General features: G+C 57.5%; 19 protein-coding genes. 7 read left to right on the top strand and 12 right to left on the bottom strand.

The features are described from left to right. Nucleotides 1–50: 50 nt before the first annotated feature. The 6 genes from V8N38_RS18740 to purM all read right to left on the bottom strand — a co-directional run bounded on the left by V8N38_RS18740 (nucleotide 51) and on the right by purM (nucleotide 5,152). Entirely contained in the window at nucleotides 51–542 is a 492-nt protein-coding gene (locus V8N38_RS18740) for a TIR domain-containing protein (protein ID WP_060424839.1), read from the bottom strand. Further along, nucleotides 539–1,993 (bottom strand): SIR2 family protein, encoded by a 1,455-nt coding sequence (locus V8N38_RS18735; protein WP_147840168.1) that lies wholly within the window; start codon nucleotides 1,991–1,993, stop codon nucleotides 539–541. Before V8N38_RS18735 ends, V8N38_RS18740 begins: the two co-directional genes overlap by 4 nt. Nucleotides 1,994–2,393: 400 nt before the next feature. Beyond that, complete coding sequence (locus tag V8N38_RS18730; RefSeq protein ID WP_060424836.1) at nucleotides 2,394–2,609, bottom strand: hypothetical protein; 216 nt, start codon at nucleotides 2,607–2,609, stop codon at nucleotides 2,394–2,396. Nucleotides 2,610–2,811: 202 nt separating this feature from the next. Then, the gene (speG, locus tag V8N38_RS18725; RefSeq protein ID WP_004941631.1) at nucleotides 2,812–3,363 is read right to left on the bottom strand and encodes a spermidine N1-acetyltransferase; all 552 of its coding nucleotides are present in this window, start codon (nucleotides 3,361–3,363) and stop codon (nucleotides 2,812–2,814) included. Between the two features lie 113 nt (nucleotides 3,364–3,476). Continuing rightward, nucleotides 3,477–4,115: a phosphoribosylglycinamide formyltransferase gene (gene purN / locus V8N38_RS18720; RefSeq protein ID WP_070913892.1), complete on the bottom strand. Its 639-nt coding sequence runs from the start codon at nucleotides 4,113–4,115 to the stop codon at nucleotides 3,477–3,479. Continuing rightward, a complete protein-coding gene (gene purM, locus V8N38_RS18715; protein WP_025303843.1) occupies nucleotides 4,115–5,152 on the bottom strand; it encodes a phosphoribosylformylglycinamidine cyclo-ligase in 1,038 nt (345 codons plus the stop codon). The genes purN and purM overlap by 1 nt, the downstream gene beginning before the upstream one ends. A 255-nt stretch (nucleotides 5,153–5,407) precedes the next feature. Between purM and upp the strand changes: the two genes are divergently transcribed. From upp to V8N38_RS18700, 3 genes are all read left to right on the top strand, one after another. Then, nucleotides 5,408–6,034, top strand: coding sequence for a uracil phosphoribosyltransferase (upp, locus tag V8N38_RS18710; RefSeq protein ID WP_004941642.1), 627 nt, complete (start codon nucleotides 5,408–5,410; stop codon nucleotides 6,032–6,034). A 76-nt stretch (nucleotides 6,035–6,110) separates the two neighbouring features. Next, complete coding sequence (gene uraA / locus V8N38_RS18705) at nucleotides 6,111–7,400, top strand: uracil permease (protein ID WP_021504398.1); 1,290 nt, start codon at nucleotides 6,111–6,113, stop codon at nucleotides 7,398–7,400. 108 nt (nucleotides 7,401–7,508) lie between these two features. Next, entirely contained in the window at nucleotides 7,509–8,162 is a 654-nt protein-coding gene (locus V8N38_RS18700; protein ID WP_060424830.1) for a DUF421 domain-containing protein, read from the top strand. A 31-nt stretch (nucleotides 8,163–8,193) separates the two neighbouring features. Here V8N38_RS18700 and V8N38_RS18695 read toward each other — a convergent pair whose 3' ends face one another. After that, entirely contained in the window at nucleotides 8,194–8,442 is a 249-nt protein-coding gene (locus V8N38_RS18695) for a GlsB/YeaQ/YmgE family stress response membrane protein (RefSeq protein WP_016926728.1), read from the bottom strand. A 32-nt stretch (nucleotides 8,443–8,474) separates the two neighbouring features. Further along, nucleotides 8,475–8,990: a hypothetical protein gene (locus tag V8N38_RS18690; RefSeq protein ID WP_019452428.1), complete on the bottom strand. Its 516-nt coding sequence runs from the start codon at nucleotides 8,988–8,990 to the stop codon at nucleotides 8,475–8,477. 272 nt (nucleotides 8,991–9,262) lie between these two features. Between V8N38_RS18690 and hda the strand changes: the two genes are divergently transcribed. Then, nucleotides 9,263–9,964, top strand: a complete 702-nt coding sequence (hda, locus tag V8N38_RS18685; protein ID WP_048325292.1) for a DnaA inactivator Hda — start codon at nucleotides 9,263–9,265, stop codon at nucleotides 9,962–9,964. Between the two features lie 48 nt (nucleotides 9,965–10,012). On the opposite strand, the gene arsC is transcribed toward hda, so the two are convergent. Together arsC and V8N38_RS18675 are read right to left on the bottom strand one after the other, a co-directional pair. Beyond that, nucleotides 10,013–10,366: an arsenate reductase (glutaredoxin) gene (gene arsC / locus V8N38_RS18680; RefSeq protein ID WP_033648817.1), complete on the bottom strand. Its 354-nt coding sequence runs from the start codon at nucleotides 10,364–10,366 to the stop codon at nucleotides 10,013–10,015. 20 nt (nucleotides 10,367–10,386) lie between these two features. Next, entirely contained in the window at nucleotides 10,387–11,856 is a 1,470-nt protein-coding gene (locus tag V8N38_RS18675) for a tetratricopeptide repeat protein (protein ID WP_038873698.1), read from the bottom strand. Nucleotides 11,857–12,195: 339 nt separating this feature from the next. Between V8N38_RS18675 and V8N38_RS18670 the strand changes: the two genes are divergently transcribed. Continuing rightward, complete coding sequence (locus V8N38_RS18670) at nucleotides 12,196–12,735, top strand: RrF2 family transcriptional regulator (protein WP_038873797.1); 540 nt, start codon at nucleotides 12,196–12,198, stop codon at nucleotides 12,733–12,735. 160 nt (nucleotides 12,736–12,895) lie between these two features. Further along, on the top strand, nucleotides 12,896–14,104 hold the full coding sequence (locus V8N38_RS18665; RefSeq protein WP_060441166.1) for an NAD(P)/FAD-dependent oxidoreductase: 1,209 nt from the start codon (nucleotides 12,896–12,898) through the stop codon (nucleotides 14,102–14,104). Nucleotides 14,105–14,138: 34 nt separating this feature from the next. Here the strand turns inward: V8N38_RS18665 and V8N38_RS18660 are convergent, their stop codons facing one another. After that, nucleotides 14,139–14,600 (bottom strand): Lrp/AsnC family transcriptional regulator, encoded by a 462-nt coding sequence (locus tag V8N38_RS18660; RefSeq protein ID WP_033635506.1) that lies wholly within the window; start codon nucleotides 14,598–14,600, stop codon nucleotides 14,139–14,141. A 194-nt stretch (nucleotides 14,601–14,794) separates the two neighbouring features. Here V8N38_RS18660 and V8N38_RS18655 point away from each other — a divergent pair, with 194 nt between their 5' ends. Then, nucleotides 14,795–15,412 carry a LysE family translocator gene (locus tag V8N38_RS18655; RefSeq protein ID WP_004941674.1) on the top strand — a complete coding sequence of 206 codons (618 nt, stop codon included), beginning with the start codon at nucleotides 14,795–14,797 and terminating at the stop codon, nucleotides 15,410–15,412. A 36-nt stretch (nucleotides 15,413–15,448) separates the two neighbouring features. On the opposite strand, the gene V8N38_RS18650 is transcribed toward V8N38_RS18655, so the two are convergent. Then, the gene (locus V8N38_RS18650) at nucleotides 15,449–15,877 is read right to left on the bottom strand and encodes a TOBE domain-containing protein (protein WP_038873689.1); all 429 of its coding nucleotides are present in this window, start codon (nucleotides 15,875–15,877) and stop codon (nucleotides 15,449–15,451) included. Nucleotide 15,878: the final 1 nt, after the last annotated feature.

Below are 15,878 nucleotides of genomic sequence, written 5' to 3'. Positions count from 1 at the left end.
CCTAAAAAAGGGGCATATATGCCCCTGTATTCATTGTAATTGCCCATGTGTCAGTAGTTTTTGCGAATGCGGATCGCTTCTTCTACCCACTCAGCCAGGTTTTCTTTGATGTGGTTATAGACATTGGTGCTGGTTGAATAAGGCGGATCATAGGCTTTGGCGATTGTGGAAAGCTTTGCGTCACCCAGCTTGATGTGATCCAACGGGTTGTTGCCTTTTTGGGTTTTTTCGCCGGCGCTGTCTTTCAGGTTATGGATATATATCACCAGCACGCCCATGCCTTTCTTCCAGGCCTCGCAGATTTCGAAGTTGATCCACTTACGATTGGCGGTATCTTTACCGGCGAGAATTACGGCGCAGCTGCGATTGTCCAACTGGCCTTTGATCCAATCAGCGATGGCGTCGTTACCGCCCTTTTTAACTTCCTCCCAATCATTATCCGTGGCCGGCCGATTACCTTCCAGCGTGCCCATTTCACGTATCTGAGAAGCGCGCCAGTTGTCCGGCTCATAATGGAAACTGTAAAAACATTTTCTGGTCATCGGGGGTTATCCTTAGTAATGATATCGATAAGTGCCAACAGGCATTTTTTCTTCTCCGCCAGGCTGCCCGGTTCGTTAAGCTGATCCAGCAGATTCATGGCGGTGGGGTTGCGGTGGTAGAGGGTTTCTTTCATCTCCTCCTTGATTTTTCTGTAGATCTCGGCGGATGCGCTGCCGGTACAACCGATAGGAATGCAGACGCAGCCTTGTTCCGTGGCGATTTGGAACTCTTTCAATAAACCGTCGGCCAGCACGTATTTGTCCTCGGCGTTACGTTTGTTGCCGAACAAAAAGATCGCGATGCCGCTGAGCGAAATCATGTTCTGACGGTATTCGTGCCAAAGCTCCGGCAGCGTTATGCTGCCGCTGGCGAATTGGGGGAAAGGACGCAGCACCAGCTGGCTTTCGCTGATTTTTCCTTGGCTGTCGTAAATGGCTTCCAATGCGCCGTTGATCACCGCCGTGCCTATACCCCAGCCAAAGCCATTGACGATGCGGTACTGTTTGCGGATAAGCTGGCGCGCCAGACGATGTATGAACTGGATGGATTCTTCACGGGAATAGGGCTGGTAGTTGTCGGCGCTGCCGGAGATAAACACCGTGCTTTTCTTGAACTGCGTTTCGATGGCATACAGCAGGTCGGTGATTTCGCGATAGTCGTTTACCAACAGCGTTTGAATGCCGTAGCGGCGAAGATCGTTGATCATCAAGCCTTGTTTGCGGCTGTTGTAATCGCAAGACGCCTGCTCTTCGCTGCCGCTGTCGCCAAGCTGGACGCGCCGCATGATGCAGTAGTGGTTTCTTTTCCCTTCGCCGTACTGCGCATAGAGCCGACTCAATACATATTGCAGGTTAGGGTCTTCGAAACTGAAACCGATAAACAGGAAGGTTTTGGCAGTCAGCTCCGCCATCAGCATATTGACAAAAGGCTGGTGTGAGCGGGAATAGGTTTCGTATTGCTCTCGGGTGATAACCGCTTGGTTGGGGGTTTTATAGTCACCATGCATTTTATATAAAACCACATCACGTTTATGAATGTTATTAGTCAGGCTTTCCGGCGTGGTTTTGACGTCGCAGACGCGATTATAACGGGCATAGGTTTTTTCAATCAGATCGTCGTAGTTGGTAGTCCAAAGTGACGCTATCGGCAATCTGGCAATGATTCGATGGTTTTCTGTTTCTTCCGCTTGCTCAGCGAATTCTGTAATTATTTTTTGATTTATCTTATGCCGGTTGCCTTTTTCATTGAGATGATATTGTGCCAGAGAAATAAGGTCGCTCTCTTTTTCTATGTCCAACCCCAGTTCATAAGCGATATCGCTTATGAGCTCTTTCCAGCTGACGAAGCCGGCGGGTATGGACAGCCCAGCGCCGGCAAAGAGCGCAGCGCTGCCGCTTTTAATATCATTAACATAGTCACGAATAAATAGTTCTATATCACGTTCGGGCATGAGGGGATATCCTGATATTATCTGGTATTTATATTTGATTTATTTTTATTCATTTCATGAATATATAACTCAATGCAATCAATCATTACATTAATTTGATAAGCTGACTTTGTAAACTCTATTTTGTTTCTTGCTTGATGTCGGTTCTATATTTTTATTTTGGTGTTCGATTTCTTAATTTAAAATTAAATTCCTGAAGAATAATAAGTGAGATAATGTTGGTATGCCGAGCCCATTATATACTCCCCTGACAGGGGTACCTTTCGAGCGTTGTCATCAAGCTTTGCGGCTCAGCGGCGTAAGAGGGAGCCTTTCAGGCCGTGCGGACACGGCGTAGATACAATACTTGTTGGATAACAACGCAAGAAACCGTATGAAAAGAAAACTGTGCCCGTGGCCTTCAGTGTGTTCTGGCCGAAATTCGCAACACCACCCCCACCAACAGCAACGCGGCCCCCGAGGCATAGAGCGGGAACCAGCGCGTCCACCAGAGCGGGGAAAATAGCGGGGTGCTATTGGGATCTGCAGGCGCGTAGCCGCTATAGGTATTCAGACCGGCGGCGATGGCGAGCATCGCCAGGCCGATAAAAAGCAGCAGGTTTGAGACGGTTGTCATGGCATTTTTCCTTTGTAGAGGCAGAGGGTAACTCTTACTATCACTATTAATTATTGTTCGATTAATTATCTCGTCTGAATATTATTTATTTCCGCATTCATCAGGCTATTTCCTGACGATAAAATAGCATCCATTAATACTAGTCGCTTATTTTCCAATAAAAAACCCGCTTTCGCGGGTTTTCTCTTTTTCTTGCTAAGCGTCACTTCACCAGCGGCTTATCATTGGGCGTTTTGAACTTCGCCAGATATTGCGGCTGGAAGATGCACATGCGCAGCACGGTGCGGTATTCGCCGTTGACGAAGAACTCGTCGATCAGCTCGCCTTCCACGTTGAATCCCAGCTTGCTGTAGATGTGGATCGCTTTCGGGTTCTCCTTGTCGACGATCAGGTACAGCTTGTACAGGTTCAGCACCGAGAAGCCATAGTCCATCGCCAAGCGGGCGGCGGTGCTGGCGTAGCCTTTGCCCTGGTGGGCGGGATCGATGATGATCTGGAACTCTGCGCGGCGGTGGATGTGATCGATCTCCACCAGCTCCACCAGGCCGACCTTGGCGCCTTCGTGCTCGATGATAAAGCGGCGCTCGCTCTGATCGTGGATGTGTTTATCGTAGAGATCGGAAAGCTCGACAAAGGCTTCGTAGGGTTCTTCAAACCAATAGCGCATGACGCTGGCGTTGTTGTCCATCTGGTGGACGAACGACAGATCGTCCCGTTCCAATGGGCGTAACCTGACGCTGGCAGTGCTGGACATGTGGGCTCCTCTGTGCCGTGAAATTGTGCAAAGTATAACTTCACAGAATGGATGAAGGCGAAAAAAAACGGCGCCGCATGGGCACCGTTTAGGCAAGGTTCAGGCTGCGCGCCTCAGTCGGCGGCGTGACCCTGCTCAGGCAGGCGTTCGCCGTCCAGCCAGGCGGCGCCATCGCGCATTGCCAGGCGGCCATCGACGAACCAGCTCACCACCAGCGGATAGATCGTGTGTTCCTGGGTTTGCACCCGTTCAACCACGTCATCCTCCTCGTCGTCAGCGAAAATCGGCACCTTGGCCTGCAAAATCACCGGGCCGCCGTCGAGCTGTTCGGTCACGAAGTGCACCGAGGTGCCGTGTTCGCTGTCGCCGTTGTCGATGGCCTGACGGTGAGTATGCAGCCCCGGGTATTTCGGCAGCAGGGAAGGGTGGATGTTCAGCAGGCGGCCGGCATAACGCTGCACGAACTGCGGGCTGAGGATGCGCATGTAGCCGGCCAGCACCACCAGATCGGGCTGGTACTGGTCGATAGCGTCCGCCAACGCGGCGTCGAACGCCGCGCGATCGGCGTAAGCCTTGGCATCCAGCGCCTGAGCGGCGATGCCCGCCGCCTCGGCGCGCTGCAGGCCATAAGCCAGCGCCTTGTTGCTGAACACCGCCACGATCTCGGCGGCGATGCGGCCCTGCTGGCAGGCGTCAATCAGCGCCTGGAGATTGCTCCCCTGGCCGGAGACCAACACCACGATCTTTTTCATCAGTTGATGACCACTTGTTGTTCGTCGGAAGAGGCGGTCAGTTTACCGATTTTCCACGCTTTTTCACCTGCCGCGGTCAGCAGCGCGATGGCCGCTTCCACTTCGGCTTCCGGCAGGGCGATGACCATGCCTACGCCGCAGTTGAAGGTGCGGTACATTTCATGACGGCTGACGTTACCGGCCTGCTGCAGCCAGGTGAACACCGCTGGCCACTGCCAGCTGGCTTCGTCGATCACCGCCTGCATGCCTTCCGGCAGCACGCGTGGAATGTTTTCCCAGAAGCCGCCGCCGGTGAGGTGAGCGATGGCGTGGACGTCCGCCTTCTCGATCAGCTCCAGCACGGACTTCACGTAAATCTTGGTCGGCGCCAGCAGGTGGTCGGCCAGCGGTTTGCCTTCCAGCTGGGTGGCGGTCGGATCGGTGTTGCTCACTTCCAGGATTTTGCGCACCAGCGAGTAGCCGTTGGAGTGCGGGCCGGAAGCGCCCAGGGCGATCAGCGCGTCGCCGGACTGCACTTTGCTGCCGTCGATGATCTCGGATTTTTCGACCACGCCGACGCAGAAACCGGCCACGTCGTAATCTTCGCCGTGGTACATGCCCGGCATTTCAGCGGTTTCGCCGCCCACCAGCGCACAGCCGGACTGTTTGCAGCCTTCGGCGATGCCGGTGATCACGCTGGCCGCGGTGTCCACATCCAGCTTGCCGGTCGCGTAGTAGTCGAGGAAGAACAGCGGCTCGGCGCCCTGAACCACCAGATCGTTGACGCACATCGCCACCAGATCGATGCCGATGGTGTCGTGGCGTTTCAGATCCATCGCCAGACGCAGCTTGGTGCCCACGCCGTCGGTACCGGAAACCAGCACCGGCTCGCGGTATTTCTGCGGCAACGCACAAAGGGCGCCAAACCCGCCCAGACCGCCCATCACTTCCGGGCGACGGGTCTGTTTAACTACACCTTTGATGCGGTCTACCAATGCGTTGCCTGCATCGATATCGACACCTGCGTCTTTATAGCTGAGAGAGGTTTTGTCGGTCACTGCGCGATTCCCCACGACGGTTTGCGGTTTGAAAACTGTGCTTCCGATGTTGATTCCGGAATAAGGCGCGGCAATTCTAACAGCGCAGGCAAACGTTTGCGAGCGGCTTGTGAACCGGCTCCGCTTTTTCGTCATCTATACTGATATTCAAACTTTTGTTGATCCCGATCGGGCTATTGTGGGTGGCGCGGCGAAAAAAAGGAGGTATAATCCCGCGATTTTTTTGGCCGCAACCACCTTAATAGGAGAAAAATGATGAAGATCGTTGAGGTGAAACACCCGCTGGTAAAACACAAGCTTGGCCTGATGCGCGAAAATGACATCAGCACCAAACGCTTCCGTGAGCTGGCCTCAGAAGTGGGTAGTTTACTGACCTATGAAGCGACCGCCGATCTGGAGACGGAAAAAGTCACCATCGAAGGCTGGTGCGGGCCAGTTGAAGTGGATCAGATCAAAGGGAAAAAGATTACCGTAGTGCCGATCCTGCGCGCAGGCCTGGGCATGATGGAAGGGGTGCTGGAGCACGTGCCGAGCGCGCGCATCAGCGTGGTGGGCGTTTACCGCGACGAAGAAACCCTGGAGCCGGTGCCGTACTTCCAGAAGCTGGTTTCCAACATCGAAGAACGCATGGCGCTGGTCGTCGACCCGATGCTGGCCACCGGCGGTTCGATGATCGCCACTATCGATCTGCTGAAGAAAGCTGGCTGCCACAGCATCAAGGTGCTGGTCCTGGTGGCGGCGCCGGAAGGCATCGCCGCGCTGGAGAAAGCGCACCCGGACGTTGAGCTGTACACCGCCTCCATCGATCAGTGCCTGAACGACAAGGGCTACATCGTGCCTGGCCTGGGCGATGCGGGCGACAAGATATTTGGTACCAAGTAAACATTTGAGCCGACTTAACGAGTCGGCTTTTTTTTGACTAAAACCTATAAAACCAATAAACCGAGGAAAAGCACACATGACCCGTCGCGCCATCGGCGTCAGCGAGCGCCCGCCGCTGCTCCAGACCATTCCGCTCAGCTTCCAGCACCTGTTCGCCATGTTCGGCGCCACCGTACTGGTGCCTATCCTGTTCAAGATCAACCCGGCGACCGTGCTGCTGTTCAACGGCATCGGCACGCTGCTGTATCTGTTCATCTGTAAAGGCAAGATCCCGGCCTACCTCGGTTCCAGCTTCGCGTTTATCTCGCCGGTGCTGCTGCTGTTGCCGCTCGGTTATGAAGTAGCGTTGGGCGGTTTCATCATGTGCGGCGTGCTGTTCTGCCTGGTGGCGCTGATCGTGAAAAAGGCCGGCACCGGCTGGCTGGACGTGATGTTCCCGCCGGCGGCGATGGGGGCGATCGTCGCCGTCATCGGGCTGGAGCTGGCGGGCGTGGCGGCCAACATGGCGGGGCTGCTACCGGCGGAAGGTACCAGCGCCGACTCGACCACCATCACCATTTCGCTGGTGACGCTGGCGGTCACGGTGCTCGGCTCGGTGCTGTTCCGCGGCTTCCTGGCGATTATCCCGATCCTGATCGGCGTGCTGGTGGGCTATGCGCTGTCGTTCTTCATGGGCGTGGTGGATTTGACCCCGATCCGCGAGGCGCACTGGTTCGCGCTGCCGACCTTCTACACCCCGCGCTTTGAGTGGTTCGCCATCTTCACCATTCTGCCGGCGGCGCTGGTGGTGATCGCCGAGCACGTCGGCCACTTGGTGGTGACCGCCAACATCGTGAAAAAAGACCTGATCCGCGATCCGGGGCTGCACCGTTCGATGTTCGCCAACGGTATCTCGACGGTGTTCTCCGGCTTCTTCGGTTCCACGCCGAACACCACCTACGGCGAGAACATCGGCGTGATGGCCATCACCAAGGTCTACAGCACCTGGGTGATCGGTGGCGCGGCGGTGCTGGCTATCCTGCTGTCCTGCATCGGCAAGCTGGCGGCGGCGATCCAGGCGGTGCCGGTGCCGGTGATGGGCGGCGTTTCGCTGCTGCTGTACGGCGTGATCGGCGCCTCGGGCATTCGCGTGCTGATCGAGTCCAAAGTGGATTACAACAAGGCGCAAAACCTGATTCTGACCTCGGTGATCCTGATCATCGGCGTGAGCGGCGCCAAGGTGCATATCGGCGCGGCGGAGCTGAAAGGCATGGCGCTGGCGACCATCGTCGGCATTGGTCTGAGCCTGCTGTTCAAGGTCATCAGCCTGTTCCGCAAGGAAGAAGAGGTGCTCGACGCGCCGGACGAACCGGCGGAGCAGAAGTAACGAAAAGGGCAGCCCAGGGGCTGCCCTTTTTATTCGTGTTTCTGCATTATATCCGTTGGGATAAAGTAGCTGATAGCATTAACAACATCGGTTAAAAGGAAAGAGGGTATGGAGTACTACGGCTATATTTTGCTCAAATTTGTGATTGGCTTTGTCATTGTTATCACCCACCTGAACCTGTCGGGAAAGACACAGCTATCGCAGATGACCCCAGTGGATTTTATCGGTAACTTTGTGCTCGGGGGCATTATTGGGGGCGTTATCTATAGCGACAGCATCCCCTTGTACCAGTATGTCGTTGTATTACTTATCGGTGTAGGACTAATTTCTCTGTTGAATGCAATCAGTAAACACTGCAACTTCTTTCGTTCGGTCACTATCGGCAACCCGATACCAATTATAAAAAACGGCCGCTTTTTGATGGAAAATATTTTAGCCAAGAAAAATAAAATCGACATCTTGAACGTTTCCTCACAGCTGCATGCGCAGGGGATTCACGCCTTTCAGGAGATTGTCTATGCGCAAATTGAGCCGGGCGGTCAGATAACTGCGGTATGCGAGGGAAATGAACTGCCTTCAGTTATCATTATGAAAAATGGCAGGGCCAGGCCTTATGAGCTGCAGGAGATTAGTAAAGATGAGGAGTGGTTGAACCAAACTATCCGTGAACATGGCATAGAACCGAAAGATATTTTTATTGCTGAGTTTTGGGACGGTAGGACAGCATTCATTCTTAATGACGGACGTATAGTTAAAGAGTGAAAAAGGGGAGCCTCAGCTCCCCAATGTCATATTAGCTGCGAATTTTGCGGTACACGAACAGCACCACGATGGCGCCGATAACCGCTACCACGAAGCTGCCGAAGTTGAAGCCGTCAACCTTGCCGTAGCCGAAGAAGGTGCTGATATAGCCGCCGACTACGGCGCCGATGATCCCCAGCACAACGGTCAGGATAAAGCCGCCGCCGTCTTTGCCGGGCATGATCCACTTAGCCAAAATACCGGCGATCAGGCCGAAGATAATCCAGGAAATAATCCCCATTTACTGCTCCTCTCTTGGTGGCTGAGTATGGCTTACTGCTGGGTGGCCGGCTGCGTATTGCCGTTCACCGCCGCATCGGTCTCTTGTTTCAACTCTTGCGCTTTGTTTTCGGCGCTGTTCTTGATGGCTTCGGTCTTCGCCTTGGCCTGCTCGGTCAGATCGTTAGCGCCGTTGATGGCGTCGTTTTTGATGGCCTTGGCCTGATCCACCAGCTGCTGGCTTTGTTTGCCGGCGTCATCCTTGATCGCGGCGGCCTTGGCCTTGGCGTCGTTGGTGATGGCGTCCGCCTGTTTGGCGGCTTCATCTTTAATCGCCGAGGCTTTGTCCTTCAGCTGGTCAGCCTGCGTGGCGGCCTCTTTTTTGATTTCATCCGCCGTCGCTTTCGCCTTGTCCGTCAGATCGTCCGCTTTTTTCTGGGCGGCGTCTTTCATCTGCTCGGCGCTGTCTTTGGCTTTATCCAGGTTGGCGTCAACCTTGGAAGAGTCATCACAGCCGGCAACCAACAACCCGATAAAGGAGGCTAACAGCACTTTATTCCATACTTTCATCGTCTATATCCTTGCAGAAACCTTGTTGATGGTGATTGCGTTTTGCCTACCTATACTAGGTCAGGTTTTACTTAAATTACAAATTTAACCTGCGTAGGCATGAGGTTAGGGTTTGATATCAGACTATTCTTGCCGGTGAGGGAGCCGCAATCGATTAAACGGCGCTAAGGCATTGCTCACTATTGCGGCATAAGATCCTGCCGGTTCAACAGCGCCCGTTTTCTGTGTTAAACTGCCCGCGTTTTTCTGCCAGTTTTGGTTGAGGTGCTTCTCTGAATACGCCGGCACAGCTTTCACTGCCACTTTATCTTCCCGATGATGAAACTTTCGCCAGTTTTTATCCGGGCGAGAACCCATCCCTATTAGCCGCGATCCAATCCGCCGTCCGTCAGGAACATGGCAGCTATATCTATTTTTGGTCGCGTGAAGGCGGCGGGCGCAGCCATCTGCTGCATGCGGCCTGCGCCGAGCTTTCGCAGCAGGGGGAAGCGGTGGGCTATGTGCCGCTCGACAAACGCGCTTACTTCGTGCCCGAAGTGTTGGACGGCATGGAGCAGCTGGCGCTGGTTTGCATCGACAATATCGAATGCATCGCCGGCGACGAAGAGTGGGAGATGGCGATCTTCAACCTCTACAACCGCATCCTGGAAACCGGCCGCACCCGTTTGTTCATCACCGGGGATCGCCCGCCGCGCCAGCTGAACCTGCGTTTACCGGATCTGGCTTCGCGCCTGGACTGGGGGCAGATCTACAAGCTGCAGCCGCTGTCGGACGAAGAGAAACTGCTGGCGCTGCAGCTGCGCGGCAAACTGCGCGGCTTTGAGCTGCCGGAAGACGTGGGCCGCTTCCTGTTGAAACGGCTGGATCGCGAGATGCGCACGCTGTTTATGACCCTCGATCAGCTCGATCGTGCCTCGATCACCGCCCAGCGCAAGCTGACCATCCCGTTCGTTAAAGAGATCCTGGGGCTGTAGCGGCTACCGCAAAAGAAAGGGCGCGACAGTCCGCGCCCGAATTCGAATTTATAAAATCTCCAGCACCTGCTCCGGCGGCCGGCCGATACGCGCCTTGCTGCCTTTCACCACGATCGGGCGTTCGATCAGTTTCGGGTTCGCCGTCATCGCCGCCAGCAGCTGTTCTTCGCTCAGACTGTCGTCCGCCAGCTTCAATTCTTTGTACAGATCTTCTTTTTTGCGCATCAGATCGCGCGCGGATGTGAAGCCTAATTCTTTCAACAGCTTTTTCAGCTCATCGGCCGACGGGGGCGTTTCAAGATACAGCACCACCTTGGGATCGACACCGTGCTGCTCCAGCAGCGCCAGGGTTTCACGGCTCTTGGAGCAGCGCGGGTTGTGGTAAATCGTGACGTTTTTCATGGCGTTCATTCCTTGTTGAATCAGCTGCGCTGGTATTGGCGGAAGCGCTGTTGCAGTTGGCGCAGCTGGTCGATGCGCGCATCGTAGCGCGCCTGTTTCAGGCTGCCGAGTTTCTGCAGCGAGCTGGCATTGCTGAGCAGGCCGATGGCCTGATCGAGCCGGCCGGTCAGCGCCAGGCTTTCGGCGCGGGCCGACAGCTCTTCATCGCGCAGCCCCTGGGCGGCGCTGGCCTGCGCCAGCAGATCCCAGCCGTTCGGATCGTCCGGATGGGCAAAGGTATAGCGGTTCAGGATCTTCGAGGCCTGCGCCGGCTGGTTGCCTTCGACATAGGCATTGGCCAGGTTGAGCTGCAGCACCGGGTTGTTGTTCTGGGCGGCGTTGGCCGCCTGCAGGCGGGCGATGGCCTGTGGCGCGCGTTTCTGGCCGAGATCGATGTCGGTCATCAGGTCGATCAGCCAGACGTTTTTCGCATCCTGCGCCAGCATTGGTTGAATGATGTTGCGTGCGTCGTCGTATTTTTTCGCTTCATAGAACAGGATGGCGCGGCCGTATTTGGCGGCCGCCTGTTCGCGCACGTTGCCCTTGCTGAGTGAGCCGAGCAGCTCTTCGTTCAGGCCATAGCCTTCCGAGCTGTACATGCCCAGTGCGCGCACCTTGGCCATCAGGTAGTCCTGCGAAGACTGCACGATGTGTTTCGGCATCTGGTTGGCGCGGTTGCGCGCGTCGGAAAGGCGGCTGTCCGGCAAGGGGTGCGTCAGCAGCATTTCCGGCGGCTTGGAGGCATAGCGCGACTGATCCGAGAGTTTTTGCAGGAAGTCGGGCATCGCTTCGGGATCGAAACCGGCGCGCTGCAGCACCTGAATGCCGATGCGGTCGGCTTCCTGTTCGTTCGACTGGGTAAAACTGATCATGCCCTGCTGGGTGCCGGCCAGGGTACCGCTCAGCGCCGCCATGCCCATGGTCGGGTTGGCCATCGCCAGCAGGATGGAGCCGAGTGCGCCCACCCAGGTCAGCGGGGCGTTGCGCTGCTGGTCTTCCATTGCGCGCGCCAGGTGGCGCTGGGTGACGTGCGAGATTTCGTGCGCCAGCACCGAAGCCAGTTGGCTTTCGTTGTCGCTGACGCGAAACAACGCGGAATGCAGCACCACGTTGCCGCCGAAGAAGGCGAAGGCGTTGATCTCGTCGTTGCGCACCAGATAGAAATGGAACGGCGTGCGCACCGAATAAGCGCTGGCCACCAGCCGGTTGCCCAGCTGGTTGATGTACTGGCTCAGCAGCGGATCGTTGATCAGCGGGGCGCTGGCGCGCAGTTGGCGCACGTAGAAATCGCCCATCGCCAGCTCTTGTCCGATGCTCAGGGTGCCGCCGGCGGAGGTGCCCATATCCGGCAACTGGTCTTGGCTTTCCGCCTGTGCTGGCGCCAGGGCGGTGGCGTTCAGCGTGCCGAGCAGCAGCACCGCTAACGCGGTTTTGGTCAACCGGTTGGTCATAGTCAGGCGTTTCCCTTAAATAATCATTTCTAAGACGTCAGCAGCAGACAAGAGTTCTTTATTCCCACGGCGCAATCCGCGCGAAAGTGCGGCGGCTCACAAACCGCGGCGGCGGCACCCATCACATCATAGTCAGCCGCAGCCGACAAGGAAACGTTAGCCGGGCGCGAATCGGGCAAAAAGTTTTATTTTTCATTTTGAAGGGCGCTTTCTACGTCGCCGGCGGCGTGCATTGTCAATAAAACGCGGACAAAGTTGATCCGTGTTTTGTTGACAAGATAAACGCAGACTCATATAGTCTGCGTTATTGAAGGTTCATTGACGGTCGAAAACGGACATATGGCGTACATCACAACCAGCGTTGAATATGGCATCCACTGCCTGCTGTGGCTGGTCGGCGATAACCAGCGCGCGCTCAGCAGCCGCGAACTCGCCGAGCTGCAGGGCATCTCCCCCAGCTTTCTGGCCAAGATTTTCCCCAAGCTGGAAAAGGCGGGGATCGTCGTCGCCAGCGAAGGGGTGCGCGGCGGCTACCGGCTGGCGCGCCCAGCGGATGAGATCAGTTTTCTGGCGATCATCGACGCCATCGAAGGGCACAAGCCGCTGTTCGATTGCCAGGAGGTGCGCGGGCGCTGCGCGGTGTTCGACGATTCCCCGCCGGATTGGGCGGTCTCCGGCAAATGCGCCATCCACGCGGTGATGCTGCAGGCGGAGAAGGCGATGCGCGATGCGCTGGCGGCGCAGACCCTCGGCGCCGTCGCGGCCCGCTTTGGCCGCAAGGCGCCGCAGGGCTTCTTCGGTGAGGTCAACCTCTGGCTCGATGAGCGCATGACGGAACGCACCGCGCGCAGCGGCAAAACGGCGCGGGCCAAAACCTAACCACCGCCTTTCCTTAAAGCCAAACACACTTTTTCCCGCCTCTTCGGAAGGGGCGGGCGGGCCTTCTGCACCCTGCTACGGGAGCGGAACGGCATCGTTCATCCGAAAAAACTGCGGGCAGCCTTATCGCCCGGTTAACCCTGTATGAAGGAGTCATCCCATGACGCAGAAAATAGTGATTGCCGGTTCCGGTTTTGCCGGTTTTTGGGCCGCCGTGTCCGCCATGCGCGCCATTACCCTCGCCGGTAAGCATGACGATATCGAGGTGCTCATGGTTTCGCCGACGCCAACGGTCACCATCCGGCCGCGCCTGTATGAAGCGGTGTTGGAAAACATGAATCCGGACATTTCCGCTCAGCTCGCCGCCGTCGGCGTGCACCACCTGGCCGGGGCGGTAGAGCGCATCGATGCCGCCGCCAAGACGCTCACGGTGGCGCAGGCGACAGGGGGATCCCTTGAGCTGGCCTACGACCGCCTGGTGTGGGCCACCGGCAGTCGGCTCTCCGTGCCTGCGGTGCCGGGCTTTGCCGAATACGGTTTCAACGTCGATACGCTGGAAAGCGCGCAGCGTTTGGATGCCCATATCAAAGCGCTGGCGGCCAAGCCGTCTACGCCGGCGCGCAACACCGCCGTGGTGGTGGGCGCGGGGCTGACCGGGCTGGAGAGTGCGGCGGAGATGCCGCAGCGGCTGCGGGATGCGCTGGGCAAAGACGAGAACGTGCGCGTGGTGATCGTCGATAGCGCCCCGGAAGTGGGCGCCGGAATGGGCGCGGAGCCGGGGGCGGTGATTCGCCAGGCGCTGGCGGAGTGCGGCGTGGAAGCGCGAGCCGGCCTGCGCGTCTCGGCTATCGACGCTGAGGGGGTGATGCTGTCGAACGGTGAGCGTATCGCCGCCAACACGGTGATCCTGGCAGCGGGCGTGCGGGCGCATCCGCTGACCGAGCAGATCCCCGGCGAGCGCGACGGCAGCGGCCGGGTGATCGGCGACGCCTTCCTGCGCGCGCCGGCGGCGGCGGGCATTTTCGTGACCGGCGATACGGTGAAGGCGGCGACCGACGATCTCGGCAATCACAACCTGATGACCTGCCAGCATGCGATGAGCCTTGGCCGGGTGGCCGGCCACAATGCGGCGGCGGAGCTGGCGGGGTTGCCGACTCACCCGTACAGCCAGCCGAAGTATGTGACCTGCCTGGATCTGGGGCCCTGGGGCGCGCTGTATACCGAAGGCTGGGAGCGCCAGGTGCGCTTTACCCGTCAGGAAGGCAAAAAGATTAAGCAGGAGATCAATACGCAGTGGATTTATCCACCGGCGGCGGATCGCGAGGCGCTGTTTGCCGTCGCCAATCCGGATTTCGTGATTGTGCCTTAAGGAAGTCAAAACGGGAGCGGCAACGCTCCCGTCGTCATTTTCCCAGCGGCAGGAACGAGCGCTCCGGCACCACGGTTTTCATCACCAGCGTGGAGCTCAGGCGCTGCACGCCCGGCAGAGCGGAGAGTTTCTCGTCGTAAAGCTGTTGGAAAGCGGGCAGATCGCGGGCGATCACGTGCAGTAGATAGTCCGGATCGCCAAACAGCCGCTGCGCCTGCACCACCTGTGGAATGTCCATCATGGCGTTTTCGAAGGTTTCAACGGCGCGGCGATCGCCTTCGCGCATGGTGACGAACACCAGGGCGGAAAAGTTATAGCCCAGGCTGCCGGGATCGAGCTGGGCGCGGTAACCCCTGATCACCCCGGACTCCTCTAACGCCCGCACCCGGCGGTGGCAGGGAGAGACGCTCAACCCGATCCGCTCGGCCAGCTCGGTCACCGACAAACGCCCGTCGGCCTGCAGTTCAGCAAGAATCTTGCGATCAATCTTATCCATTTGGAAAAGTTTCCCTGCTTATGCCGGTTTCAGGCAAGTAATTGAAAGCACATTTTAACGCCTTGAGGATATTCTTGCCATCTATTGAACGGTTTTGACGGCCGCCGCGGTAGGCGGAGGCCGTTCTTCTTCCAAGAGGAAAGCGCAATGGTTCTTTGTTCGGAATGGCGCGGCGCGTTTGAGAGGGGGCCGGCATGACGCTCGCTCTGTTCGCCGCTTTTTGGGCGGTGTCGATTTTGTTAGTGATCACGCCGGGTATGGATTGGGCCTATGTGATCTCGGCGGGCATTCGCGGGCGGGTAGTGGTGCCCGCCGTCGCCGGCTTGCTGTTTGGCCACCTGCTGATGATTGCGATCGTGGTGGCAGGCGTCGGCGCGCTGCTGGTCGGCAACCCGCTGGCGCTGACGGCGCTTACCTTGCTGGGGGCGGCTTATCTGTTGTGGATCGGTTTCAACATGCTGCTGCACCCGCCGGTGCCCGGCGCCGGTGAAGATCAGCGTTCCGATTCCTGGCTGCGCTGGGCCGGCAAGGGCGTGTGCGTCAGCGGGCTGAACCCCAAGGTGTTTCTGCTGTTTCTGGCGCTGCTGCCGCAGTTTACCGACGCCCGGGCCGAATGGTCGGTGCCGATGCAGATGCTGGCGTTGGGCGTGGTGCATTTGATCAGCTGCGGCCTGGTGTACCTGCTGGTGGGATTCGGTTCGCAGTCGGTGCTGCGCACGCGCCCGCAGGCTGCGAAGGTGGTGGGGCGCATCTCCGGCGCGGCGATGATCGTCATCGCCCTCGGGCTGCTGGCCGAGCAGGCGCTGAAATAGCGCCTTGAAAGGCCCGCTTGTGCGGGCCTGGCGGTATCAGGCTTTGACGGCGAGCAGCACCGATGAGGCTTTGATCAGGGCGATGGCGCGCGAACCGTTCTTCAGCGCCATCTCCTGCAGGCTTTCATTGGTGATCACCGACGTCAGCACAAAACCGGCATCCGCTTTGAGGTGCACGGTGCTGTTGACCGCGCCGTGCTCAACCGCAATCACTTCCCCGGCAAACTGGTTGCGGGCGGAAAAACGCAAACCGCAATCCTCCGTCGCCAGGATCACCCACGGCGCTTTAATCAGCGCGACGGCCTCTTTACCGATGGTTAATCCCAGCGACTGTTGGCTTTGTACCGTGACGATGGCCACCAGTTTTTCACCGCCCTGCAGGGTGATCTCCACTTCGTCATTGACGGCGCCTTTGGCGACGGCGGACACGGTACCGGCTAACTGGTTACGGGCTGAAACGGGCATA

The organism is Serratia nevei (assembly GCF_037948395.1).
GTDB classification, from domain to species: domain Bacteria; phylum Pseudomonadota; class Gammaproteobacteria; order Enterobacterales; family Enterobacteriaceae; genus Serratia; species Serratia nevei.
The sequence above is the reverse complement of the archived record's forward strand: the minus strand, read 5'-3'. Positions and strand labels throughout refer to the sequence as shown.

Excerpts from the sequence above, each read along its gene's own strand:
- V8N38_RS18690 (WP_019452428.1), bottom strand. The coding sequence starts at position 8,990 with ATGAAAGTATGGAATAAAGTGCTGTTAGCCTCCTTTATCGGGTTGTTG.
- speG (WP_004941631.1), bottom strand. The coding sequence starts at position 3,363 with ATGTCCAGCACTGCCAGCGTCAGGTTACGCCCATTGGAACGGGACGAT.
- V8N38_RS18695 (WP_016926728.1), bottom strand. The coding sequence starts at position 8,442 with ATGGGGATTATTTCCTGGATTATCTTCGGCCTGATCGCCGGTATTTTG.
- upp (WP_004941642.1), top strand. The coding sequence starts at position 5,408 with ATGAAGATCGTTGAGGTGAAACACCCGCTGGTAAAACACAAGCTTGGC.
- V8N38_RS18650 (WP_038873689.1), bottom strand. The coding sequence starts at position 15,877 with ATGCCCGTTTCAGCCCGTAACCAGTTAGCCGGTACCGTGTCCGCCGTC.
- arsC (WP_033648817.1), bottom strand. The coding sequence starts at position 10,366 with ATGAAAAACGTCACGATTTACCACAACCCGCGCTGCTCCAAGAGCCGT.
- V8N38_RS18740 (WP_060424839.1), bottom strand. The coding sequence starts at position 542 with ATGACCAGAAAATGTTTTTACAGTTTCCATTATGAGCCGGACAACTGG.
- V8N38_RS18655 (WP_004941674.1), top strand. The coding sequence starts at position 14,795 with ATGACGCTCGCTCTGTTCGCCGCTTTTTGGGCGGTGTCGATTTTGTTA.
- V8N38_RS18700 (WP_060424830.1), top strand. The coding sequence starts at position 7,509 with ATGGAGTACTACGGCTATATTTTGCTCAAATTTGTGATTGGCTTTGTC.
- V8N38_RS18665 (WP_060441166.1), top strand. The coding sequence starts at position 12,896 with ATGACGCAGAAAATAGTGATTGCCGGTTCCGGTTTTGCCGGTTTTTGG.
- uraA (WP_021504398.1), top strand. The coding sequence starts at position 6,111 with ATGACCCGTCGCGCCATCGGCGTCAGCGAGCGCCCGCCGCTGCTCCAG.
- V8N38_RS18730 (WP_060424836.1), bottom strand. The coding sequence starts at position 2,609 with ATGACAACCGTCTCAAACCTGCTGCTTTTTATCGGCCTGGCGATGCTC.
- V8N38_RS18660 (WP_033635506.1), bottom strand. The coding sequence starts at position 14,600 with ATGGATAAGATTGATCGCAAGATTCTTGCTGAACTGCAGGCCGACGGG.
- V8N38_RS18675 (WP_038873698.1), bottom strand. The coding sequence starts at position 11,856 with ATGACCAACCGGTTGACCAAAACCGCGTTAGCGGTGCTGCTGCTCGGC.
- purN (WP_070913892.1), bottom strand. The coding sequence starts at position 4,115 with ATGAAAAAGATCGTGGTGTTGGTCTCCGGCCAGGGGAGCAATCTCCAG.
- V8N38_RS18735 (WP_147840168.1), bottom strand. The coding sequence starts at position 1,993 with ATGCCCGAACGTGATATAGAACTATTTATTCGTGACTATGTTAATGAT.
- V8N38_RS18670 (WP_038873797.1), top strand. The coding sequence starts at position 12,196 with ATGGCGTACATCACAACCAGCGTTGAATATGGCATCCACTGCCTGCTG.